Annotated in this window: 26 protein-coding genes; 21 read left to right on the top strand and 5 right to left on the bottom strand. The window is 68.5% G+C overall.

Annotated features, from left to right (window positions below; translation table 11 throughout):
- The first annotated feature begins 22 nt into the window (after nt 1–22).
- The 15 genes from rplF to truA all read left to right on the top strand — a co-directional run bounded on the left by rplF (nt 23) and on the right by truA (nt 9,905).
- Nucleotides 23–562 carry a 50S ribosomal protein L6 gene (gene rplF / locus CEB94_RS24395; RefSeq protein WP_033308964.1) on the top strand — a complete coding sequence of 180 codons (540 nt, stop codon included), beginning with the start codon at nt 23–25 and terminating at the stop codon, nt 560–562.
- Between the two features lie 3 nt (nt 563–565).
- Nucleotides 566–949: a 50S ribosomal protein L18 gene (gene rplR, locus CEB94_RS24400; RefSeq protein WP_007494754.1), complete on the top strand. Its 384-nt coding sequence runs from the start codon at nt 566–568 to the stop codon at nt 947–949.
- Between the two features lie 41 nt (nt 950–990).
- A complete protein-coding gene (gene rpsE / locus CEB94_RS24405; RefSeq protein ID WP_175434226.1) occupies nt 991–1,596 on the top strand; it encodes a 30S ribosomal protein S5 in 606 nt (201 codons plus the stop codon).
- Between the two features lie 2 nt (nt 1,597–1,598).
- The gene (gene rpmD, locus CEB94_RS24410) at nt 1,599–1,781 is read left to right on the top strand and encodes a 50S ribosomal protein L30 (RefSeq protein WP_003974250.1); all 183 of its coding nucleotides are present in this window, start codon (nt 1,599–1,601) and stop codon (nt 1,779–1,781) included.
- 2 nt (nt 1,782–1,783) lie between these two features.
- Nucleotides 1,784–2,239 carry a 50S ribosomal protein L15 gene (rplO, locus tag CEB94_RS24415; RefSeq protein ID WP_175434227.1) on the top strand — a complete coding sequence of 152 codons (456 nt, stop codon included), beginning with the start codon at nt 1,784–1,786 and terminating at the stop codon, nt 2,237–2,239.
- Between the two features lie 233 nt (nt 2,240–2,472).
- The gene (gene secY, locus CEB94_RS24420) at nt 2,473–3,786 is read left to right on the top strand and encodes a preprotein translocase subunit SecY (RefSeq protein WP_175434228.1); all 1,314 of its coding nucleotides are present in this window, start codon (nt 2,473–2,475) and stop codon (nt 3,784–3,786) included.
- Nucleotides 3,786–4,448, top strand: coding sequence for an adenylate kinase (locus CEB94_RS24425; protein ID WP_175434229.1), 663 nt, complete (start codon nt 3,786–3,788; stop codon nt 4,446–4,448). The genes secY and CEB94_RS24425 overlap by 1 nt, the downstream gene beginning before the upstream one ends.
- A gap of 132 nt (nt 4,449–4,580) precedes the next feature.
- The gene (gene map / locus CEB94_RS24430) at nt 4,581–5,417 is read left to right on the top strand and encodes a type I methionyl aminopeptidase (protein WP_175434230.1); all 837 of its coding nucleotides are present in this window, start codon (nt 4,581–4,583) and stop codon (nt 5,415–5,417) included.
- Nucleotides 5,418–5,628: 211 nt separating this feature from the next.
- The gene (gene infA, locus CEB94_RS24435) at nt 5,629–5,850 is read left to right on the top strand and encodes a translation initiation factor IF-1 (protein WP_003948620.1); all 222 of its coding nucleotides are present in this window, start codon (nt 5,629–5,631) and stop codon (nt 5,848–5,850) included.
- Nucleotides 5,851–5,906: 56 nt separating this feature from the next.
- Nucleotides 5,907–6,020 (top strand): 50S ribosomal protein L36, encoded by a 114-nt coding sequence (gene rpmJ, locus CEB94_RS24440; RefSeq protein WP_003974245.1) that lies wholly within the window; start codon nt 5,907–5,909, stop codon nt 6,018–6,020.
- 187 nt (nt 6,021–6,207) lie between these two features.
- A complete protein-coding gene (rpsM, locus tag CEB94_RS24445; RefSeq protein WP_003974244.1) occupies nt 6,208–6,588 on the top strand; it encodes a 30S ribosomal protein S13 in 381 nt (126 codons plus the stop codon).
- A gap of 64 nt (nt 6,589–6,652) precedes the next feature.
- The gene (gene rpsK, locus CEB94_RS24450; protein ID WP_003956432.1) at nt 6,653–7,057 is read left to right on the top strand and encodes a 30S ribosomal protein S11; all 405 of its coding nucleotides are present in this window, start codon (nt 6,653–6,655) and stop codon (nt 7,055–7,057) included.
- A 161-nt stretch (nt 7,058–7,218) separates the two neighbouring features.
- Entirely contained in the window at nt 7,219–8,241 is a 1,023-nt protein-coding gene (locus CEB94_RS24455; protein WP_003966937.1) for a DNA-directed RNA polymerase subunit alpha, read from the top strand.
- A gap of 181 nt (nt 8,242–8,422) precedes the next feature.
- Nucleotides 8,423–8,908, top strand: coding sequence for a 50S ribosomal protein L17 (gene rplQ / locus CEB94_RS24460; RefSeq protein WP_175434231.1), 486 nt, complete (start codon nt 8,423–8,425; stop codon nt 8,906–8,908).
- A gap of 142 nt (nt 8,909–9,050) precedes the next feature.
- The gene (truA, locus tag CEB94_RS24465; RefSeq protein WP_175434232.1) at nt 9,051–9,905 is read left to right on the top strand and encodes a tRNA pseudouridine(38-40) synthase TruA; all 855 of its coding nucleotides are present in this window, start codon (nt 9,051–9,053) and stop codon (nt 9,903–9,905) included.
- Nucleotides 9,906–9,912: 7 nt separating this feature from the next.
- Here the strand turns inward: truA and CEB94_RS24470 are convergent, their stop codons facing one another.
- A complete protein-coding gene (locus tag CEB94_RS24470; protein WP_175434233.1) occupies nt 9,913–10,782 on the bottom strand; it encodes a hypothetical protein in 870 nt (289 codons plus the stop codon).
- Nucleotides 10,783–10,856: 74 nt separating this feature from the next.
- Between CEB94_RS24470 and CEB94_RS24475 the strand changes: the two genes are divergently transcribed.
- From CEB94_RS24475 to glmM, 4 genes are all read left to right on the top strand, one after another.
- On the top strand, nt 10,857–11,168 hold the full coding sequence (locus tag CEB94_RS24475) for a hypothetical protein (RefSeq protein ID WP_175434234.1): 312 nt from the start codon (nt 10,857–10,859) through the stop codon (nt 11,166–11,168).
- Between the two features lie 217 nt (nt 11,169–11,385).
- Entirely contained in the window at nt 11,386–11,829 is a 444-nt protein-coding gene (gene rplM, locus CEB94_RS24480) for a 50S ribosomal protein L13 (protein WP_175434235.1), read from the top strand.
- A gap of 43 nt (nt 11,830–11,872) precedes the next feature.
- Entirely contained in the window at nt 11,873–12,385 is a 513-nt protein-coding gene (gene rpsI / locus CEB94_RS24485) for a 30S ribosomal protein S9 (protein ID WP_175434236.1), read from the top strand.
- A 166-nt stretch (nt 12,386–12,551) separates the two neighbouring features.
- Complete coding sequence (gene glmM, locus CEB94_RS24490) at nt 12,552–13,910, top strand: phosphoglucosamine mutase (protein WP_175434237.1); 1,359 nt, start codon at nt 12,552–12,554, stop codon at nt 13,908–13,910.
- A gap of 95 nt (nt 13,911–14,005) precedes the next feature.
- On the opposite strand, the gene CEB94_RS24495 is transcribed toward glmM, so the two are convergent.
- Both CEB94_RS24495 and coaA read right to left on the bottom strand, forming a co-directional pair.
- The gene (locus tag CEB94_RS24495) at nt 14,006–14,938 is read right to left on the bottom strand and encodes a DUF389 domain-containing protein (protein ID WP_175434238.1); all 933 of its coding nucleotides are present in this window, start codon (nt 14,936–14,938) and stop codon (nt 14,006–14,008) included.
- Between the two features lie 32 nt (nt 14,939–14,970).
- Nucleotides 14,971–15,939 (bottom strand): type I pantothenate kinase, encoded by a 969-nt coding sequence (coaA, locus tag CEB94_RS24500; protein ID WP_175437140.1) that lies wholly within the window; start codon nt 15,937–15,939, stop codon nt 14,971–14,973.
- Between the two features lie 210 nt (nt 15,940–16,149).
- Here coaA and glmS point away from each other — a divergent pair, with 210 nt between their 5' ends.
- The gene (gene glmS, locus CEB94_RS24505; RefSeq protein WP_175434239.1) at nt 16,150–17,997 is read left to right on the top strand and encodes a glutamine--fructose-6-phosphate transaminase (isomerizing); all 1,848 of its coding nucleotides are present in this window, start codon (nt 16,150–16,152) and stop codon (nt 17,995–17,997) included.
- 134 nt (nt 17,998–18,131) lie between these two features.
- Here glmS and CEB94_RS24510 read toward each other — a convergent pair whose 3' ends face one another.
- Entirely contained in the window at nt 18,132–18,491 is a 360-nt protein-coding gene (locus CEB94_RS24510; RefSeq protein ID WP_175434240.1) for a hypothetical protein, read from the bottom strand.
- Nucleotides 18,492–18,647: 156 nt separating this feature from the next.
- Here CEB94_RS24510 and CEB94_RS24515 point away from each other — a divergent pair, with 156 nt between their 5' ends.
- Nucleotides 18,648–19,019, top strand: a complete 372-nt coding sequence (locus tag CEB94_RS24515) for a holo-ACP synthase (RefSeq protein ID WP_175434241.1) — start codon at nt 18,648–18,650, stop codon at nt 19,017–19,019.
- Between the two features lie 106 nt (nt 19,020–19,125).
- Here the strand turns inward: CEB94_RS24515 and CEB94_RS24520 are convergent, their stop codons facing one another.
- Entirely contained in the window at nt 19,126–20,280 is a 1,155-nt protein-coding gene (locus tag CEB94_RS24520; protein WP_175434242.1) for a right-handed parallel beta-helix repeat-containing protein, read from the bottom strand.
- Between the last annotated feature and the right edge of the window lie 127 nt (nt 20,281–20,407).

Consider the following 20,407-nt stretch of genomic DNA (forward strand, 5'->3'; position numbering starts at 1 on the left):
TCGGGAACGGAGGAGAGACACAATGTCGCGTATCGGCAAGCTCCCCATCCCGGTTCCCGCCGGCGTGGACGTCACCATCGACGGCCGTACGGTCGCGGTCAAGGGCCCCAAGGGCGAACTGACCCACACCGTCATCGCGCCGATCGACATCGCGAAGGCCGAGGACGGCACCCTTCAGGTGCTCCGGCCCAACGACGAGCGGCAGAGCAAGGCCCTGCACGGCCTGTCCCGCACGCTGGTGGCGAACATGATCACCGGTGTGACCCAGGGATACGTCAAGAAGCTCGAAATCAGCGGTGTCGGTTACCGCGTCGTGGCCAAGGGCTCCAACCTGGAGTTCTCCCTGGGCTACAGCCACCCGATCCTGGTCGAGGCCCCCGCGGGCATCACCTTCAAGGTGGAGTCCCCGACCCGTTTCTCGGTCGAGGGCATCGACAAGCAGAAGGTCGGCGAGGTTGCGGCCAACATCCGCAAGCTGCGCAAGCCCGACCCGTACAAGGCCAAGGGCGTCAAGTACGAGGGCGAAGTCATCCGCCGCAAGGTCGGAAAGGCGGGTAAGTAAGCCATGGCATACGGACAGAAGATCCTTAAGGGCGACGCCTACAAGCGCGCCGCGATCAAGCGCCGCCACATCCGGATCCGTAAGCACATCAACGGTACGGCGGAGCGTCCGCGTCTGGTCGTTACCCGCTCGAACCGCCACATCGTGGCCCAGGTGATCGACGACATCAAGGGTCACACCCTGGCGTCGGCGTCCACCCTGGACACCTCGATCCGCGGTGGCGAGGGCGACAAGTCCGCGCAGGCCAAGCAGGTCGGCGCCCTGGTCGCCGAGCGTGCCAAGGCCGCCGGTGTCGAGGCCGTCGTGTTCGACCGTGGTGGAAACCAGTACGCGGGGCGCATCGCCGCCCTGGCGGACGCCGCCCGCGAGGCCGGACTCAAGTTCTGAGTCGGTTCCGTAGCTAGCGGAAACAGAGAGAGGTAATTCCAATGGCTGGACCCCAGCGCCGCGGTGGCGGTGCCGGTGGCGGCGAGCGGCGGGACCGGAAGGGTCGCGACGGTGGCAACGCCGCCGCCGAGAAGACCGCGTACGTTGAGCGCGTCGTCGCGATCAACCGCGTCGCCAAGGTTGTGAAGGGTGGTCGTCGCTTCAGCTTCACCGCGCTGGTCGTGGTAGGCGATGGTGACGGCACCGTGGGTGTCGGATACGGCAAGGCCAAGGAGGTGCCGGCCGCCATCGCCAAGGGTGTTGAGGAGGCCAAGAAGCACTTCTTCAAGGTCCCCCGCATCCAGGGCACCATCCCGCACCCCATCCAGGGTGAGAAGGCTGCCGGCGTCGTGCTGCTCAAGCCCGCGTCTCCGGGTACCGGTGTTATCGCCGGTGGTCCGGTGCGTGCCGTGCTCGAGTGCGCCGGTATCCACGACATCCTGTCGAAGTCGCTCGGCTCCGACAATGCGATCAACATCGTGCACGCGACCGTGGCGGCCCTCAAGGGCCTGCAGCGTCCCGAGGAGGTCGCGGCCCGCCGTGGTCTGCCGCTCGAGGACGTCGCCCCCGCGGCTCTTCTCCGTGCGCGTGCCGGGGCGGGTGCGTAATCATGGCGCAGCTCAAGATTACGCAGGTCAAGTCCTACATCGGCAGCAAGCAGAACCACCGTGACACCCTGCGTTCCCTTGGTCTCAAGGGCATCAACACGCAGGTCGTCAAGGAGGACCGCCCCGAGTTCCGCGGCATGGTGCACACCGTCCGCCACCTCGTGACGGTCGAGGAGGTCGACTGATCATGGCGGAGAACAACCCGCTCAAGATCCACAACCTCCGTCCCGCCCCGGGCGCCAAGACCGCCAAGACCCGTGTCGGTCGTGGTGAGGCGTCGAAGGGTAAGACGGCCGGTCGTGGTACCAAGGGCACGAAGGCCCGTTACCAGGTTCCGGAGCGCTTCGAGGGCGGGCAGATGCCCCTCCACATGCGCCTCCCGAAGCTGAAGGGCTTCAAGAACCCGTTCAAGACCGAGTTCCAGGTCGTGAACCTCGACAAGCTGGCCGCGCTCTACCCCGAGGGTGGCGAGGTCACCGTCGAGGGTCTGGTGGCCAAGGGGGCCGTTCGCAAGAACAGCCTCGTCAAGGTCCTCGGCCAGGGCGAGATCACCGTGGCGCTGCAGGTGACGGTTGACGCCGTCTCCGGCTCCGCCAAGGAGAAGATCACCGCCGCCGGCGGTTCCGTCACCGAGCTCGTCTGAACCCACAGGCGTCTCGATGACCTGAGCGATCCCGACCGGGGATACCCCACAAATGGGGTATCCCCGGTTGGTCGTTCCTAGGGCGGCAGCTCGCCGGTAAGGTGGCCTGCACTGCCCACTTTTCACTGGGTGCTTCACTTCGGGCACTCTGAGCGGCAGTTGACCGTTACCTATTCGTCGAACCTCAAGACCGTCACCCTTGACGCAGTTGCGCGGGGGTCGCAGGAGGCACCGTGCTCACCGCGTTCGCCCGGGCGTTCAAGACGCCCGACCTGCGCAAGAAGCTGCTCTTCACGCTCGGCATCATCGTGGTCTACCGGGTCGGTACGCACGTACCGATCCCAGGCGTCGATTACCGGAACGTCCAGACCTGTATCGACAACGCCCAGGCCAACCAGGGAATCTTCGGCCTGGTCAACATGTTCAGCGGTGGCGCGCTGCTGCAGATCACGATCTTCGCGCTGGGCATCATGCCGTACATCACGGCGAGCATCATTCTGCAGCTGCTGACTGTGGTGATCCCGCGTCTGGAAGCCCTGAAGAAGGAGGGCCAGGCCGGTACGGCGAAGATCACGCAGTACACCCGTTACCTGACGATCGCCCTCGCCATCCTTCAGGGCACCGGCCTCGTCGCCACCGCCCGCAGCGGCGCTCTCTTCCAGGGCTGCCCGGTGGCCAGCCAGATCGTCCCGGACCAGTCGATCTTCGTCACCATCACCATGGTCATCACCATGACCGCCGGTACGGCTGCCGTGATGTGGCTCGGTGAGCTCATCACCGACCGCGGCATCGGCAACGGCATGTCGATCCTGATGTTCATCTCGATCGCCGCCACCTTCCCGTCCGCCCTGTGGGCCATCAAGACGCAGGGCTCCCTGGCCGGCGGCTGGATCGAGTTCGGCACGGTCATCCTGGTCGGCCTTGTCATGGTCGGCCTGGTGGTCTTCGTCGAGCAGGCCCAGCGCCGCGTCCCGGTGCAGTACGCCAAGCGCATGATCGGCCGCCGCTCGTACGGCGGTACGTCCACGTACATCCCGTTGAAGGTGAACCAGGCGGGTGTGATCCCCGTCATCTTCGCCTCGTCGCTGCTCTACATCCCGGCGCTGATCGCTCAGTTCGCCGGAGGCACCTCGGGCTGGAAGACCTGGATCGAGCAACACTTCGTCAAGGGCGACCACCCGTATTACATCGCCACGTACTTCCTGCTGATCGTTTTCTTCGCGTTCTTCTACGTGGCGATCTCGTTCAACCCCGAGGAAGTCGCCGACAACATGAAGAAGTATGGTGGCTTCATCCCGGGCATCCGGGCTGGCCGGCCGACCGCTGAGTACCTGTCGTACGTGCTCAACCGGATCACCTGGCCGGGTTCGCTGTATCTGGGTCTGATCGCTCTCGTACCGACGATGGCGTTGGTTGGTTTCGGGGCAAATCAGAACTTCCCGTTCGGTGGGACGAGCATCCTGATCATCGTGGGTGTCGGTCTCGAGACGGTGAAGCAGATCGAGAGCCAGCTCCAGCAGCGCAATTACGAAGGGTTCCTCCGCTGATGCGTATCGTCCTCGTCGGGCCGCCGGGCGCCGGTAAGGGAACGCAGGCCGCGTTCCTGGCCAAGAACCTGTCGATCCCGCACATCTCCACGGGCGACCTGTTCCGGGCCAACATCAGCCGGCAGACGGAACTCGGCAAACTGGCGAAGTCCTACATGGACGCGGGCAACCTGGTGCCCGACGAGGTCACGATCGCGATGGCGAAGGACCGCATGGAGCAGCCGGACGCCGAGAACGGTTTCCTGCTGGACGGCTTCCCCCGCAACGTGTCGCAGGCCGAGGCGCTCGACGAGCTGCTCGAGACCGAGAGTATGCAGCTCGACGCGGTGCTGGACCTGGAGGTCCCCGAGGACGAGGTGGTCAAGCGCATCGCCGGCCGCCGCATCTGCCGCAACGACTCCTCGCACGTCTTCCACGTGACGTACAAGCAGCCGGCCAAGGACGGCGTCTGCGACGTCTGCGGCGGCGAGCTGTACCAGCGGGACGACGACTCCGAGGAGACGGTCCGCACGCGGTTGGAGGTCTACCACACGCAGACCGAGCCGATCATCGACTACTACAAGGCCCAGGGCCTGGTGGTCACGATCTCGGCGCTCGGCAAGGTGGAGGACGTCACGACGCGCGCCATGGAGGCGCTGAAGCGTGGCGAGGGCGACAAGTAGTCGTCCGTACGCAGCTACGGCCGCGGTTCCCCTCGGGGAGCCGCGGCTGCTGTGTGGGCGGGGTCGGGCGTGCGGCCCCGTATCGTTGAAGACGTTCGTTGTCGCCGAAGGTCCAGAAAGGCCGTAGCCCCCATGGTGCAGATCAAGAGCCCCGAGCAGATCGCCAAGATGCGTGAGGCAGGGCTGGTCGTCGCCGCCATTCACGCGGCGACCCGTGAGGCCGCCGTACCCGGGGCCACGACGAAGGATCTGGACGAGGTCGCCCGCAAGGTCCTCGCCGAGCACAACGCCAAGCCGAACTTCCTCGGCTACGGCGGCTTCCCGGCGACGATCTGCACGTCGGTGAACGAGGTCGTCGTCCACGGCATCCCGTCCGACGACGTCGTCCTCAAGGACGGGGACGTCATCTCCATCGACTGCGGCGCGATCATCGACGGCTGGCACGGCGACGCCGCCTTCACGGCCTTCGTGGGCTCCGGTCACGCCCCGGAGCTGGTCGAGCTCTCCCGGGTGACCGAGGAGTCGATGTGGGCCGGCATCGCGGCCATGAAGCAGGGCAACCGCCTGGTCGACGTCTCCCGGGCCATCGAGACGTACATCCGCCGCCAGCCCAAGCCCGGCGGCGGCAAGTACGGGATCATCGAGGACTACGGCGGCCACGGCATCGGCACCGAGATGCACATGGACCCGCACCTGCTGAACTACGTCGACCGGCGGCGCGGCAAGGGCCCGAAGCTGGTGCCCGGGTTCTGCCTCGCGATCGAGCCGATGGTGTCCCTGGGGACGCCGAAGACGGAGGTTCTCCAGGACGACTGGACCGTCATCACGACGGACGGTACGTGGTCGTCCCACTGGGAGCACTCGGTGGCGCTGACGGAGGAGGGCCCGCTGGTGCTGACGTCTCCCGACGGGGGGAAGGCGAAGCTCGCCGAGCTGGGGATCGTGGCCGCGCCGGATCCGCTGGGCTGAGCGCCGTCTGCGGCTGTCGGTCGGTGGGGGTTGTTCGCGCGGTTCCCCGTGCCCCTTCGGGGGCGCTTAAAGCGCTGCCCGCCGGGGCAGGATCCCTCGATTCGTGTTTCCGAGGGCCCTGTCGTAGACTGACTCGTCGGCTCTTGTGTACCCGCATGCCTGCATGCGCTCGCACAGAGTCGATCAAGGTAGTCGATTCGAAGGGCGAAGCGTGGCCAAGAAGCAAGGTGCCATCGAGATCGAGGGCACTGTCGTCGAGTCTCTTCCGAACGCCATGTTCAAGGTCGAGCTCCAGAACGGCCACCAGGTCCTGGCACACATCAGCGGCAAGATGCGCATGCACTACATCCGCATCCTCCCTGACGACCGGGTCGTGGTGGAGCTGTCTCCGTACGACCTGACGCGTGGCCGGATCGTCTACCGCTACAAGTAGATCTTGCCCGCGCCCCGGCTTCCGGGGTGGTGGCACTGACCCGGAGAACCTCACCCATGAAGGTCAAGCCGAGCGTCAAGAAGATCTGCGACAAGTGCAGGGTGATCCGCCGTCACGGCCGGGTCATGGTCATCTGCGACAACCCGCGCCACAAGCAGCGCCAGGGCTGACGCACGACCGATCCCTCTGCATTCCTCGCAGGGATTCGCGCGACGCAAGCTGAATATGTTCATACGCAGGACCCAGACCCCCGGGTCTGACACCCCCGGTCGGAGGCCGGGGACCCAGTTCGTACCTGGTACGGCGACTGGGAGTCGGTTCTGTGGAAGACCTCCGTCAAGTAACTGGAGCCATTGAATGGCACGCGTTTCCGGTGTTGACATCCCGCGCGAAAAGCGCGTGGAGATCGCCCTCACCTATGTGTTCGGCATCGGCCGGACCCTCTCGCAGCAGACGCTGGCCGCCACCGGCGTCGACCCGAACACCCGCGTTCGCGACCTCTCCGAGGAGCAGCTCGTCGCGATCCGCGAGTACGTCGACAACAACATCAAGACCGAGGGTGACCTCCGTCGCGAGGTCCAGGCCGACATCCGCCGCAAGGTCGAGATCGGTACCTACCAGGGCCTGCGTCACCGTCGCGGCCTGCCCGTCCGCGGTCAGCGCACCAGCACGAACGCCCGTACCCGCAAGGGCCCGCGTCGCGCCATCGCCGGCAAGAAGAAGCCGGGCAAGAAGTAGTCCACAGCGGACGCCTGTCCACGGTCTTCGCTGTAGGACCGACCACCTCCCGTAGGAGTTATAGATGCCCCCCAAGGGTCGTCAGGGCGCTGCCAAGAAGGTGCGCCGCAAGGAAAAGAAGAACGTCGCTCACGGCCACGCGCACATCAAGAGCACGTTCAACAACACGATCGTCTCGATCACGGACCCGTCCGGCAACGTGATCTCCTGGGCCTCCGCCGGCCACGTCGGCTTCAAGGGCTCCCGGAAGTCCACGCCGTTCGCCGCGCAGATGGCCGCCGAGTCGGCTGCCCGCCGCGCTCAGGAGCACGGCATGCGCAAGGTCGACGTGTTCGTGAAGGGCCCGGGTTCCGGTCGTGAGACCGCGATCCGCTCCCTGCAGGCCACGGGCCTCGAGGTCGGCTCCATCCAGGACGTCACCCCGACCCCGCACAACGGCTGCCGTCCGCCGAAGCGCCGCCGCGTCTGACGCGAGGCTGCTTCGCGCAGACCGAGGTTTTTCGGGCGGTACGGCTCCGTAAAAGGGCCGTATCGCCCGTACCCTTGCAGTACCCGTCCCTTCTGTGCCGGGGACGGATCAAGTCGGGCGTCAAATAGCGGGCGCCCACGACTGAAGGATCTGATCCACACATGCTGATCGCTCAGCGTCCCTCGTTGACCGAAGAGGTCGTCGACGAATTCCGCTCCCGGTTCGTGATCGAGCCGCTGGAGCCGGGCTTCGGTTACACCCTCGGCAACTCCCTGCGCCGGACCCTCCTCTCCTCGATCCCGGGTGCGGCGGTCACGTCCATCCGCATCGACGGCGTGCTGCACGAGTTCACCACCGTGCCGGGCGTCAAGGAGGACGTCACCGACCTCATCCTCAACATCAAGCAGCTGGTCGTCTCCTCGGAGCACGACGAGCCGGTCGTGATGTACCTGCGCAAGCAGGGCCCGGGTCTGGTCACCGCCGCCGACATCGCGCCCCCGGCCGGTGTCGAGGTGCACAACCCCGACCTCGTCCTCGCCACGCTCAACGGCAAGGGCAAGCTGGAGATGGAGCTGACGGTCGAGCGTGGCCGCGGTTACGTCTCCGCCGTGCAGAACAAGCAGGTCGGCCAGGAGATCGGCCGGATCCCGGTCGACTCGATCTACTCGCCGGTGCTCAAGGTCACGTACAAGGTCGAGGCCACGCGTGTCGAGCAGCGGACCGACTTCGACAAGCTGATCGTCGACGTCGAGACCAAGCAGGCCATGCGTCCGCGTGACGCCATGGCGTCGGCCGGTAAGACCCTGGTCGAGCTGTTCGGTCTGGCCCGCGAGCTCAACATCGACGCCGAGGGCATCGACATGGGCCCGTCCCCCACGGACGCCGCCCTGGCCGCCGATCTGGCGCTGCCGATCGAGGAGCTCGAGCTCACCGTTCGGTCGTACAACTGCCTCAAGCGTGAGGGCATCCACTCCGTGGGTGAGCTCGTCGCGCGTTCCGAGGCGGACCTGCTCGACATTCGCAACTTCGGTGCGAAGTCCATTGACGAGGTCAAGGCCAAGCTCGCGGGTATGGGGCTTGCGCTGAAGGACTCGCCTCCCGGGTTCGACCCGACCGCCGCCGCGGACGCGTTCGGCGCGGACGACGACGCGGACGCGGGCTTTGTGGAGACCGAGCAGTACTAAGAGCTCGGGCCATCCGGTCCGTTCTTGGGTGCGGGAGCGCTGTGCTTGATCGCGCAGTTCCCCGCGCCCCTTCCGGACAGGCCCCTTCGGGGCCTTGTCCGGATCTCCGACGGGCGACCGCCCGCTCGGATACTGACCCCGGTACCTGATACGGCCGGGGCAGACACCTAGGAGAAACACCATGCCGAAGCCCACCAAGGGTGCCCGTATGGGCGGCAGCGCCGCGCACGAGAAGCTGCTCCTCGCGAACCTCGCGAAGTCGCTCTTCGAGCACGGTCGTATCACCACCACCGAGGCGAAGGCCCGCAAGCTGCGGCCGTACGCCGAGCGTCTGGTCACCAAGGCGAAGAAGGGCGACCTTCACAACCGCCGTCAGGTGCTCCAGGTCATCACGGACAAGAGCATCGTGCACACGCTCTTCACCGAGATCGGCCCGCGCTACGAGAACCGTCCGGGTGGCTACACCCGTATCACCAAGATCGGTAACCGCCGTGGCGACAACGCGCCCATGGCTGTCATCGAGCTGGTCGAGGCGCTGACGGTGGCGCAGGAGGCGACGGGCGAGGCCGAGGCCGCGACCAAGCGTGCCGCGAAGGACGCCGAGCCTGCCGAGGCTCAGGTCGACACGACCAAGGCCGAGGACGCCGAGGAGTCCAAGGACGCGTAAGCGCTCTGCCGGGGGCTGTGCGTTTGCGGCTGCGGGTTGGTTGTGGCTTGTCGTGCAGTTCCCCGCGCCCCTGAGGGCGTTGGCGGGCCCGTTCCCTTTGCGGGGAGCGGGCCCGCCTTTGTGTGGGTGAGAGGATCCTGGGGTGAGTGACGAAGTAGAGGCCGGCCACGTCCGGGTCCGGCTCGATCTGTCGTACGACGGGAGCGAGTTCTCCGGGTGGGCCAAGCAGGCCGGGGGGCGGCGGACCGTGCAGGGGGAGATCGAGGACGCCCTGCGGACCGTGACGCGGTCGCGGGACACCTATGAGCTGACCGTCGCGGGGCGTACCGATGCGGGCGTGCACGCCCGAGGGCAGGTCGCTCATGTCGATCTGCCGCGCGAGGTGTGGGCCGAGCACCACCAGAAGCTGCTCAAGAGGCTCGCAGGGCGGCTGTCCCGGGACGTACGGGTCTGGGCCCTGAGGGAGGCGCCCAGTGGCTTCAACGCCCGTTTCTCGGCGGTCTGGAGGCGGTACGCGTACCGGGTCACCGACAACCCGGGGGGCGTCGATCCGCTGCTGCGCAGCCATGTGCTGTGGCACGACTGGCCCTTGGACGTGGACGCCATGAACGAGGCTGCCCGGGGGCTGCTGGGCGAGCACGACTTCGCCGCCTACTGCAAGAAGCGGGAGGGCGCGACCACCATCCGCACGCTCCAGGAGCTGAGCCTGGTGCGGGGGGACGACGGGATCATCACCGCCGCCGTGCGGGCCGACGCCTTCTGCCACAACATGGTGCGCTCGCTCATCGGGGCGCTGCTGTTCGTCGGGGACGGGCACCGGCCCGCCGACTGGCCGGGGAAGGTGCTGGCGGCCGGCGTACGGGACTCGGCCGTGCACGTCGTACGGCCGCACGGGCTGACGCTGGAGGAGGTCGGCTACCCGGCCGACGAACTGCTCGCCGCGCGCAGCAAGGAGGCGCGGAACAAGCGGTCGTTGCCGTCGGCGGGCTGCTGCTGACGTCCGGTCATTCGTTGGCCGCGGCCGATGCCTGGACCTCGCCGCGGCGGCGGATCTGGTCGAACGTGAACTGGGCCAGGTCGTCCCCGGTCTTGTAGACCGGGATGTCCTTGGGCGTCACGTCCTTGCCGTTGGTGAAGCCGGCGTTGGTGAAGTAGGCGTAGCGGCCGTAGGAGTTGCTGGTCGTGCGGCAGAACCCGGATTCGCAGAAGGGCTTCACACCGCCGCCGGAGAGCGACTTCACGAAGCTCTTCTTGGTGCTCTGGCCCTTGGCCTTGACGGCCTGTGCCTCGGTGTCGAACACGGCCACGCCGACCGTCACCGCGATGCCGTCCCTGACGTAGGTGGCGCGTATCAGGCGCGTGCAGTCGTTCGCCGTGAGGATCTTGGGGAGCGTGCCGCCGACCGCCGAGGCGCAGTTGCGGGTGTCGGCGGTGGGGCCCTTCTTGTACAGCGTCCCGGCCTCGGTCAGCTGGGTGCCGGGGAAGAAGGTGGCCGGACTGAGCGGGGCCTTGTCCTTCTTGGCGCTGGCGATGAAGTCCTTCGGGTCCAGCGGCGGAGGGGCGCTGGTCGGGGCGAACGACGGGGCCGAGGCGGACTGGCTCGGGATGTCGGCCGACGGCAGGGAGGTCGGGTTGCCCTGGCTGTCGCCGCCCGCCGAGACGACGGCCACCGCGACGGCGGTGCCGATCGCGACGGTGGCGAACGCGCCGCCGCCGATCAGCAGCAGCCGGCGTCGCTTGTTGCGGGCCTCGGAGGCTTCAGCGAGCGCTGCCCAGTCCGGGGACTGGCCGCCCCCGCTGTTCCAGGGCTGCTGCGACTGCGGTTTCCAGGGATCCCACTGGGACTGAGGTCCCCCCTGCTGCCCAAAGCTCATGGGCCGCATCTTAGACGGGACAAGGGGCGTGCTGGTCCGCCCGGATCGGCTCTCCAGCCCCTAGCGTTCCTCCCATGCGCACGGGCAAAGGCGACATCTCCGGGTGGTTGGGGCGACTGCTGCCGGCGGTGGTCCTGCTGGGGTGCCTGCTGTCGTGGCCGGCCCTCCCGGCCGGGGTGTGGCCGTCGGTCGTGGTGGGGGCGCTGGGGGCGTGCCGTCGTCCGCGCGGTGGCCGGTCGGTGGTGCGGTGGTGCGCCGCGGTCGCCGTCGACGTGGCTCTCTCGTCGGTGTTTCCGTATGCGCGCACGCTGCGGCGGCGGGTGCTGCGGAGGGCCGTCACACTCTGTGCCGTCCTGTACGTATCGGTGACCGAGCGGCTGCGGTGATACCGCGTTTTGACCCTTGTGGTGTACCCCGGTATTCTGCTTGTTCGTTGTGTATTGGCTTGCTCATTCTCACGGGACGGGCCCTTACACCGGTCCACCGGGCCGATGACCAGCGACCCCACGTACGCGGTATGCGTCGCCGCAGTGCGGTCCAGGCTGTCGTGATCGTTTCGGTGACCTGTTCAGGACCATTCACTCGAAGCGAAGGCTACGAACCGTGCGTACGTACAGCCCCAAGCCCGGCGATGTGACGCGCCAGTGGCACGTCATCGACGCTCAGGACGTTGTCCTGGGCCGTCTCGCCACCACTGCCGCGACGCTCCTCCGGGGCAAGCACAAGCCGATCTACGCGCCGCACGTCGACGCTGGTGACTTCGTCATCATCATCAACGCCGACAAGGTGCACCTCTCCGGCAACAAGCGGACCCAGAAGATGGCGTACCGCCACTCCGGTTACCCGGGCGGTCTGCGCTCGGTCCGCTACGACGAGCTGCTGGACAAGAACCCGGAGAAGGCCGTCGAGAAGGCCATCAAGGGCATGCTCCCCAAGAACACTCTGGGCCGTCAGATGCTCTCGAAGCTGAAGGTCTACAAGGGTGACCAGCACCCGCACGGCGCGCAGCAGCCGCAGCCGTACGAGATCACCCAGGTCGCGCAGTAAGTCCGGCCACCACCCCTAGACCGAACAGAATCTGAGGAGAATCGTGGCCGAGACCACTGCCGAGCAGCCGCTCGAAGAGCTTGACATCGACAGCTACACCACCGAGTCCGAGGTCCCCGTCGAGGGTGAGTACACCTCGGAGTCCATGGCCTCCCGCTTCGGTGAGCCCCAGCCGGCCGCCGGCCTGGGCCGTCGCAAGAACGCCATCGCCCGCGTCCGGATCGTCCCGGGCACCGGCAAGTGGAAGATCAACGGTCGCACCCTCGAGGACTACTTCCCGAACAAGGTGCACCAGCAGGAAGTCAACGAGCCCTTCAAGGTGCTCGAGCTCGACGACCGCTACGACGTCATCGCCCGCATCTCCGGTGGCGGCGTCTCCGGTCAGGCCGGTGCGCTCCGTCTCGGTGTCGCCCGTGCGCTGAACGAGGCGGACGTCGACAACAACCGCGGCCCGCTGAAGAAGGCCGGCTTCCTCAAGCGCGACGACCGTGCGGTCGAGCGCAAGAAGGCCGGTCTGAAGAAGGCCCGCAAGGCTCCGCAGTACAGCAAGCGCTAATCGCGTCGCCTGTCCTTGCGACTGGCTTCGCAACGATCGCCCCGGCGGCACGGACTGTGCTGCCGGGGCGGTTCGTTTACACAACCCCTACAGCTCCCGGACACTCTCAGGGGGTGTGCTCGGGGATGTGAGCCGCATTCTCTTCAGCAATTCGGAGGACACCACTGTGGGACGACTCTTCGGCACGGACGGCGTGCGCGGTGTCGCCAACGCGGATCTGACGGCGGAGATGGCCCTGGGCCTCTCCGTGGCCGCGGCACACGTACTGGCCGAGGCGGGCACGTTCGAAGGACACCGGCCGAGGGCCGTGGTCGGGCGTGACCCCCGTGCGTCCGGGGAGTTCCTGGAAGCCGCCGTGGTCGCCGGCCTGGCCAGCGCGGGCGTGGACGTCCTGCTGGTCGGCGTCCTGCCGACGCCGGCCGTGGCGTACCTCACCGGAGAGCTCGGCGCCGACCTCGGTGTGATGCTCTCCGCGAGCCACAACGCCATGCCCGACAACGGCATCAAGTTCTTCGCCCGCGGTGGGCACAAGCTCGCCGACGAGCTGGAGGACCGGATCGAGTCCGTCTACGAGGAGCACCGCACCGGCGCCCCGTGGGACCGGCCGACCGGGTCCGGGGTGGGCCGCGTACGCGCGTACGAAGAGGGCTTCGACCGGTACGTCGCGCACCTGCTGAGTGCCCTGCCGAACCGGCTCGACGGGCTGAAGGTCGTCCTCGACGAGGCGCACGGCGCCGCCGCCCGGGTCTCGCCCGAGGCGTTCCAGCGGGCCGGTGCCGAGGTCGTCACGATCGGGGCCGAGCCGGACGGGCTCAACATCAACGACGGGTGCGGTTCGACGCACCTGGACAAGATCAAGGCCGCGGTCGTCGAGCACGGGGCCGATCTCGGCATCGCGCACGACGGTGACGCCGACCGGTGCCTCGCCGTCGACCACACCGGCGCGGAGGTGGACGGGGACCAGATCCTCGCGGTGCTCGCGCTGGCGATGCGGGAGCGTTCCGCGCTGCGGTCCGAGACGGTCGTGGCCACGGTGATGTCGAACCTCGGGTTCAAGCTCGCCATGGAACGCGAGGGCATCCGCCTGGTGCAGACCGCTGTCGGTGACCGGTACGTGCTCGAGGAGATGAAGGAGCACGGGTTCGCCCTCGGGGGCGAGCAGTCCGGACACGTGATCATCCTCGACCACGCGACGACCGGGGACGGGACGCTGACCGGGCTGCTGCTGGCGGCTCGGGTGGCTCAGAGCGGGCGTACGCTGCGCGAGCTCGCCGCCGTCATGGAGCGGTTGCCGCAGGTGCTGATCAACGTCCCGGATGTCGACAGGACGCGGGTGGGGACGTCCGCGGAGCTTTCGACGGCCGTTGCGGATGCGGAGCGGGAGCTCGGGGCGACCGGGCGAGTGCTGCTGCGGCCCTCCGGGACCGAGCCGCTGGTCCGGGTGATGGTGGAGGCCGCCGATATCGAGCAGGCCCGGTCTGTCGCGGGGCGGCTGGCTGATGCGGTGAAGTCCGCGCTCGGTTAGGGAACCGGGTAGGGGGTGGCGGGTGCTGTGGGGGCCGGGCTGCGGGTTCGTCGTGGCTGGTCGCGCAGTTCCCCGCACCCCTGGAGGCGCTGCCCCTAGGGCGTGTTCTTGGGCTGTCTGGACCAGAGCCACTTCTGGGCCGCGAGTGTTGCCGTCCCGGCGACGATGATGCCCAGGAGGTTCAGCAGGAGCTGTTCCGAGGAGCCCCAGGTCTGTTTCGTGTCGCCGTAGCTCAGGGCCACTGCCGCGTTCGCGGCGGCCGGGATCGTGGTGACCGAGATGGCCACGCCGACCAGGGCGCCCGACTTGGCCGAGGTCAGGGAGAGGGTGCCGGCGATGCCGGCCAGGACCGCCACGACGAAGGAGAACCAGTCGGGGGCGTAGATGAAGCCGGTGTTCGGGCGGTCGGCGCTGAGCTGCTGCTCGCTGAACAGGTCGACGGCGTCCATGAAGAGGCTGAAGGCGACCGTCATCGCCATCGCCGCCGCGAAGCCCACCAGCAGGGCGATCAGCGAGCGCAGGGCGAGGCGGGGGCGGCGGCGGACGATCGCGGTGCTGAGGCCGGCGAGAGGGCCGAACTCCGGGCCCACCGCCATGGCGCCCACGATCAGGATCGCGTTGTCCAGGACCACACCGCAGGCCGCGATCATCGTGGCGAGCGTGATGAAGGCCAGGAACGTGACGGAGAGGGTCGACTCCTCGTGCGTCGCCTCGGTCAGCTGCTCCCACAGGACCGCGTCCGCGCCCTCGCCCGGGGCGTCCGCCTCGGCCTTGTCGGCCCGCTCCGACAGGGACAGGTCGATGGACTCGACGGCGATGGAACCGGTGGTGTCGATGCCCAGTTCCCGCAGCCCGGCGAGCAGTTCGTCGCCCGCCTCGCGGGCCACGTCGCACATCACCACGTCCCCGGCGGGATCGCGGGCGGTGTCCGGCAGCACGACGAGGTGGGTCGTGCCGACCGTCTTCCCGATCAGCAGGACGACCTCGTCGGTCCGGTCGGACGGTGTGATCAGACGCAGATGGAGCATGGCGCCCATCTAACCCGCCCTTCCCCCGGGCGTCACAGCTTGCGCAGACTGAGCCGCTGCACCTTGTGGTCCGGGCCCTTGCGCACGACCAGGGTGGCGCGGCCGCGGGTGGGGGCGATGTTCTCGACCAGGTTGGGCCGGTTGATCGTGCGCCACATCGTCCGGGCGTAGTCGAGGGCCTCCTCCTCCGAGACCTGCGTGTACTTGCGGAAGTACGAGGACGGGTTCTGGAAGGCGGTCGCGCGCAGCTTGCGGAAGCGGTTGAGGTACCAGGTCTCGATGTCCTCGACGCGGGCGTCGACGTAGACGCTGAAGTCGAAGTAGTCGGCGAGACCGACGCGGGTGCGGCCGTCCTTGCCGGGCAGGGCCGGCTGGAGGACGTTCAGGCCCTCGACGATCAGGATGTCGGGGCGGCGGACCGTCAGCCTCTGGTCGGGGACGATGTCGTAGATCAGGTGGGAGTAGACGGGCGCGGTGACCTCGTCCTTGCCGGCCTTGATGTCGGCGACGAAGCGCGTCAGGGCACGGCGGTCGTAGGACTCCGGGAAGCCCTTGCGGGACATCAGGCCGCGTGCCTGGAGTTCCTGGGTGGGGAGCAGGAAGCCGTCGGTGGTGACCAGCTCGACACGCGGGTGCTCGGGCCAGCGCGAGAGCAGCGCCTGGAGGAGGCGGGCGACCGTCGACTTGCCGACGGCGACCGAGCCGGCCACGCCTATGACGAACGGGGTGCCCGACTGGGAGCCCTGTTCGCCCAGGAACGTGTTCAGCGCGCCTCGGAGGCCGTCGGTGGCGCCGACGTAGAGGTTGAGAAGCCGGGACAGCGGGAGATAGATGTCCCGCACCTCGTCGAGGTCGATCACGTCGCCGAGACCGCGCAGCTTCTCGACCTCCTCGGCCGTCAGCGGCAGCGGCGTCTTGTCGCGCAGCGCGCTCCACTCGGCTCGGGTGAGGTCGAGATAGGGAGTCGCCTCCGGGCGGGGCCGGTGGGCGCTCCGGGGCATCGAGGAGACCGGAGAGATCACAGTCCATTGTTACGGGCGTACGAACGGATGGTGGGGTGGGATCCGTCACGCGGGCTCTTTACTCGCCCCATGGAGGGGGAAACCGGCCAAACACCTCGCGGCCTCCGGGGTTCGTATCCCGGTGGGAATTTCCGATTCCGGGCACGCTTCGGCCGGTTCGGCGCGGGAATCGACCCTAAGCTGCCGCTCATGTGTGGAATCGTGGGATACGTGGGGCCGCAGTCCGCGCTCGAGGTCGTGATGGCCGGGCTGAAGCGGCTGGAGTACCGGGGCTACGACTCGGCGGGCGTCGCCGTCCTGGCCGACGGGGGGCTGGCGACGGCGAAGAAGGCCGGCAAGCTCCTCAACCTGGAGAAGGAGCTGGACGGCAGGCCGCTGCCGGCCGGCGCGACGGGCATCGGGCACACCCGCTGGGCCACTCACGGCGGGCCGACGGACACCAACGCCCACCCGCACATCGACAACGCGGGACGGGTCGCGGTGGTGCACAACGGCATCATCGAGAACTTCGCCCTGCTGCGGGCCGAGCTGGCGGAGCGCGGCCACGAGCTGGCCTCCGAGACGGACACCGAGGTCGTCGCGCACCTGCTCGCCGAGGAGTTCTCCTCCTGCGCGGATCTCGCCGAGGCGATGCGGCTGGCGTGCCGGCGACTGGAGGGCGCGTTCACGCTGGTCGCGGTGCACGCCGACGAGCCGGACGTGGTGGTGGGCGCGCGGCGGAACTCGCCGCTGGTGGTCGGCGTCGGCGAGGGCGAGGCCTTCCTCGCCTCGGACGTCGCCGCGTTCATCGCCCACACGCGCTCGGCGATCGAGCTCGGGCAGGACCAGGTGGTGGAGCTGCGCCGGGACGGCGTGACGGTGACGGGCTTCGACGGCCGCCCGGCCGACGTGCGGCCCTACCACGTCGACTGGGACGCGTCGGCCGCCGAGAAGGGCGGCTACGACTACTTCATGCTCAAGGAGATCGCCGAGCAGCCCAAGGCGGTCGCCGACACGCTGCTGGGCCGGATCGACGGTTCCGGTTCGCTGACGCTGGACGAGGTGCGGATCCCTCCGGGGGTGCTGCGGGAGATCGACAAGGTCGTCATCGTCGCCTGCGGCACGGCCTTCCACGCCGGGATGATCGCCAAGTACGCGATCGAGCACTGGACGCGGCTGCCGTGCGAGGTGGAGCTGGCGAGCGAGTTCCGCTACCGGGACCCGATCCTCGACGCGCAGACGCTCGTCATCGCCATCTCCCAGTCCGGCGAGACCATGGACACGCTGATGGCGCTGCGGCACGCCCGCGAGCAGGGCTCCAGGGTGCTGGCGATCTGCAACACCAACGGCTCGACGATTCCCCGCGAGTCGGACGCGGTGCTGTACACGCACGCCGGGCCGGAGGTGGCCGTCGCCTCGACCAAGGCGTTCCTGACGCAGCTCGTGGCGTGCTACCTGGTCGCCCTGTACCTCGGCCAGGTGCGCGGCACCAAGTGGGGCGACGAGATCCGGGCGGTGATCCGCGACCTGTCCTCGATCGCCGGTGCGGTGGACCGGGTGCTGGGCACGATGGAGCCGGTGCGGGAGCTGGCACGCACGCTGGCCTCGAAGAAGACGGTGCTGTTCCTGGGGCGGCACGTGGGGTATCCGGTGGCGCTGGAAGGTGCGCTGAAGCTCAAGGAACTCGCCTACATGCACGCGGAGGGTTTCGCGGCCGGGGAGCTGAAGCACGGGCCGATCGCCCTGATCGAGGAGGACCTGCCGGTGGTCGTGGTGGTGCCGTCACCGCGTGGGCGGTCGGTGCTGCACGACAAGATCGTGTCCAACATCCAGGAGATCCGGGCGCGGGGTGCCCGGACGATCGTGATCGCGGAGGAGGGCGACGAGGCGGTCGTGCCGTACGCCGATCACCTCATCCGGATTCCCGCCACACCTACCTTGCTGCAGCCGCTCGTCGCGACGGTGCCGCTTCAGGTGTTCGCGTGCGAGCTGGCCACGGCTCGGGGCAACGAGGTGGACCAGCCCCGGAACCTGGCCAAGTCGGTGACGGTGGAGTGAGGGCGGCGAAGTGAGGGTGGGGGATCGAGCGGGCCGCGTTGCCCGGGCGCGTGAGAAGGGGCGAACGGCTGTGTTCCGTTCGCCCCTTGCCGGCCGGTCAGCAGGTCAGCCGGCAGGCCGTCCGATGCTCAGGCTCAGATGGGCAGGCAGGTCGCCGGGACCCAGCCTTCCTTGCTGGTGCTGTTCGGGCCGCCGAAGTACCACTTGTTGCTCGTCTTGCCGCAGGCCGTGTAGCTGCCGCCCGTGGCGGGCTTGCCGTCACCGAAGCAGACACCGCCCTTCTGGCCCTTGCCCCAGGTGCCGAGAGCCGTGGAGCTCGACTTGGGCGAGCTGCGGAGGTTGACGGTCGCCTTCGGCTTCACGTTGACCAGCGCGCTGCTGCAGTCCGGCTTCGACGCCGCGGCGGCGGTGCCGGCGGTGGCGACGGTGCCGGTGAGGGCCGTGGCGAAGACGGCTATGGCGGTGGCCGCGGTCCCCAGCGACTTGAACTTCATGGTCGGTGTCCTCCCGTATGGTGCGATGCCGTTTGCTCATCGCGGTCAGCGCGAACTCTATAGCGGGGAGGTGGAGTTGAGGATCACGGGGTCGCTCGGGCGGCGCATCGGACGCCGTTGCCGCCGGATCCCGCCCGTCACCGTAGGGTGCTGCCCATGAGCATCATCGGGGTCGGCATCGACGTTGCCGAGATCGAGCGGTTCGCGGCTTCGCTGGAGCGTACGCCCGCGCTGGCCGGTCGGCTGTTCGTGGAGCGGGAGCTGCTGCTGCCCAGCGGGGAGCGGCGGGGGGTCGCCTCGCTCGCCGCGCGGTTCGCGGCCAAGGAGGCGCTGGCCAAGGCGCTCGGTGCGCCGCCCGGGCTGCTGTGGACCGACGCCGAGGTGTGTGTCGAGGGCAGTGGGCGGCCCCGGCTGCGGGTGACCGGGACGGTGGCCGCGCGGGCCGCCGAGCTCGGGGTGCGGACGTGGCATGTGTCCCTGAGCCATGACGCGGGAGTGGCCTCGGCCGTGGTGATCGCGGAGGGGTGAGGAGCGCCCCTGCGGACGCGCCCCGGGCGCCGGGCCCGAGGGCGGAACCCCGAAGCCCCCGGCCGGGGGCCGGAGGCTTCGGAGCGTGGGGTCTCGGGGGTTGCGGTCAGCAGATCGACTGGCTGCTGTTCACCCGCGTGATGTTGCGGAACGTGGTGTTCTCGCCGCACGGGCTTTCCCTGATGGCGGAGTTGGTGACCGTCAGGTTCTGGATGGTGATGTCCTTGTTGTTGGGGAACTCCGAGCGCGCGGCAAGGCGCAGTTCGCCGCCGCCCGTGATCGTGCCGCTCTGGGCCGCGAGATTGACGTTGTAGCAGTTCTCGATCAGGACCGAGTTGTTGCCGGTGCTGGACAGCGTCACCTTGTCGATGACGGCCCCGCCGCTCTCCGAGACGCAGAACACGCCGCGTCCGCCGCCGCGCGCGATGACCTCGCCGACGCGGATGTTGGTGGGGTAGCCGCTGCCGACCCGGCCGTTGCGGTTGGCCATGCGGAAGGCGGCGTAGCCGGTGCCCGTGCCGGCGTTCTCGGCGTCCACCTTGGTGACCCGGGCGTTGATGGTCTGGTTGAGCAGCAGGCCCGACTCGCCGACGTTGCGGGCCGTCACCGTGCCGATGGTGAGGCCGTCGACGCCGTAGGTCTCGACCGCGTGGCTGGACGCGCCGGAGACGTAGACGTTGTCGATGCGGACGTTGCGCGTCCACTGGCTGGTGTCGCCGCGGTTGTCGATGCGGACGCCCAGGCCGCGGGAGAGGCGCATGTCGATCTGGCCGAGCACCACGTTCTGGACGTTGCGCAGGAAGATGCCGTACAGCGGGGTGCCGGTGAGCTTGAGGTTCTGCACCTCGACGTCGCGGGTGCCGCGCGAGTAGACCGGCGCCTGGTCGCCCGAGCCGCTGCCGGTGACGTTGATCGTGCCGCAGATATCGAGGACGGTGTAGCTCGGCAGCGAGATGCGGGAGCCCGCCGACACCGAACCCGAGCCGCGGACCACGACCCGTTCCTTCGATGTGCGCCCGGAGGAGAGACTGTTGACGGCCGCCTGGACGGCCGCGCGCATGTCGGTGCCGGTGTACACCGTGCTGCCGCCGCGCCGGGCGGTCCAGTTGCCGCCGCTCTGCACGGCCTCGGCCTGGTAGGAGCCGTCTCCGCAGGCCAGTGCTCGCGTGGGGGCGGCCGTGGCGGTGGCGGTCAGGGTGCCGGCGGCGGTGAGGAGGGCAGTGGCACCGGCGGCGGCCAGTAGTGCGGCTCTGCGTCCCATGGGGGGCCTCGGTTTCGTCGAACGTGGGGGAGTGTGCAAGCGCTTTCTGCGCGGCCGGGAGTCTGGCAAAGGGACGGCAAAGCGTCAATGGATGCGACACGGTTCGCGGATGAGGGCGATGTGGGAG

Source organism: Streptomyces hawaiiensis (assembly GCF_004803895.1).
Classification (GTDB): Bacteria; Actinomycetota; Actinomycetes; order Streptomycetales; family Streptomycetaceae; genus Streptomyces; species Streptomyces hawaiiensis.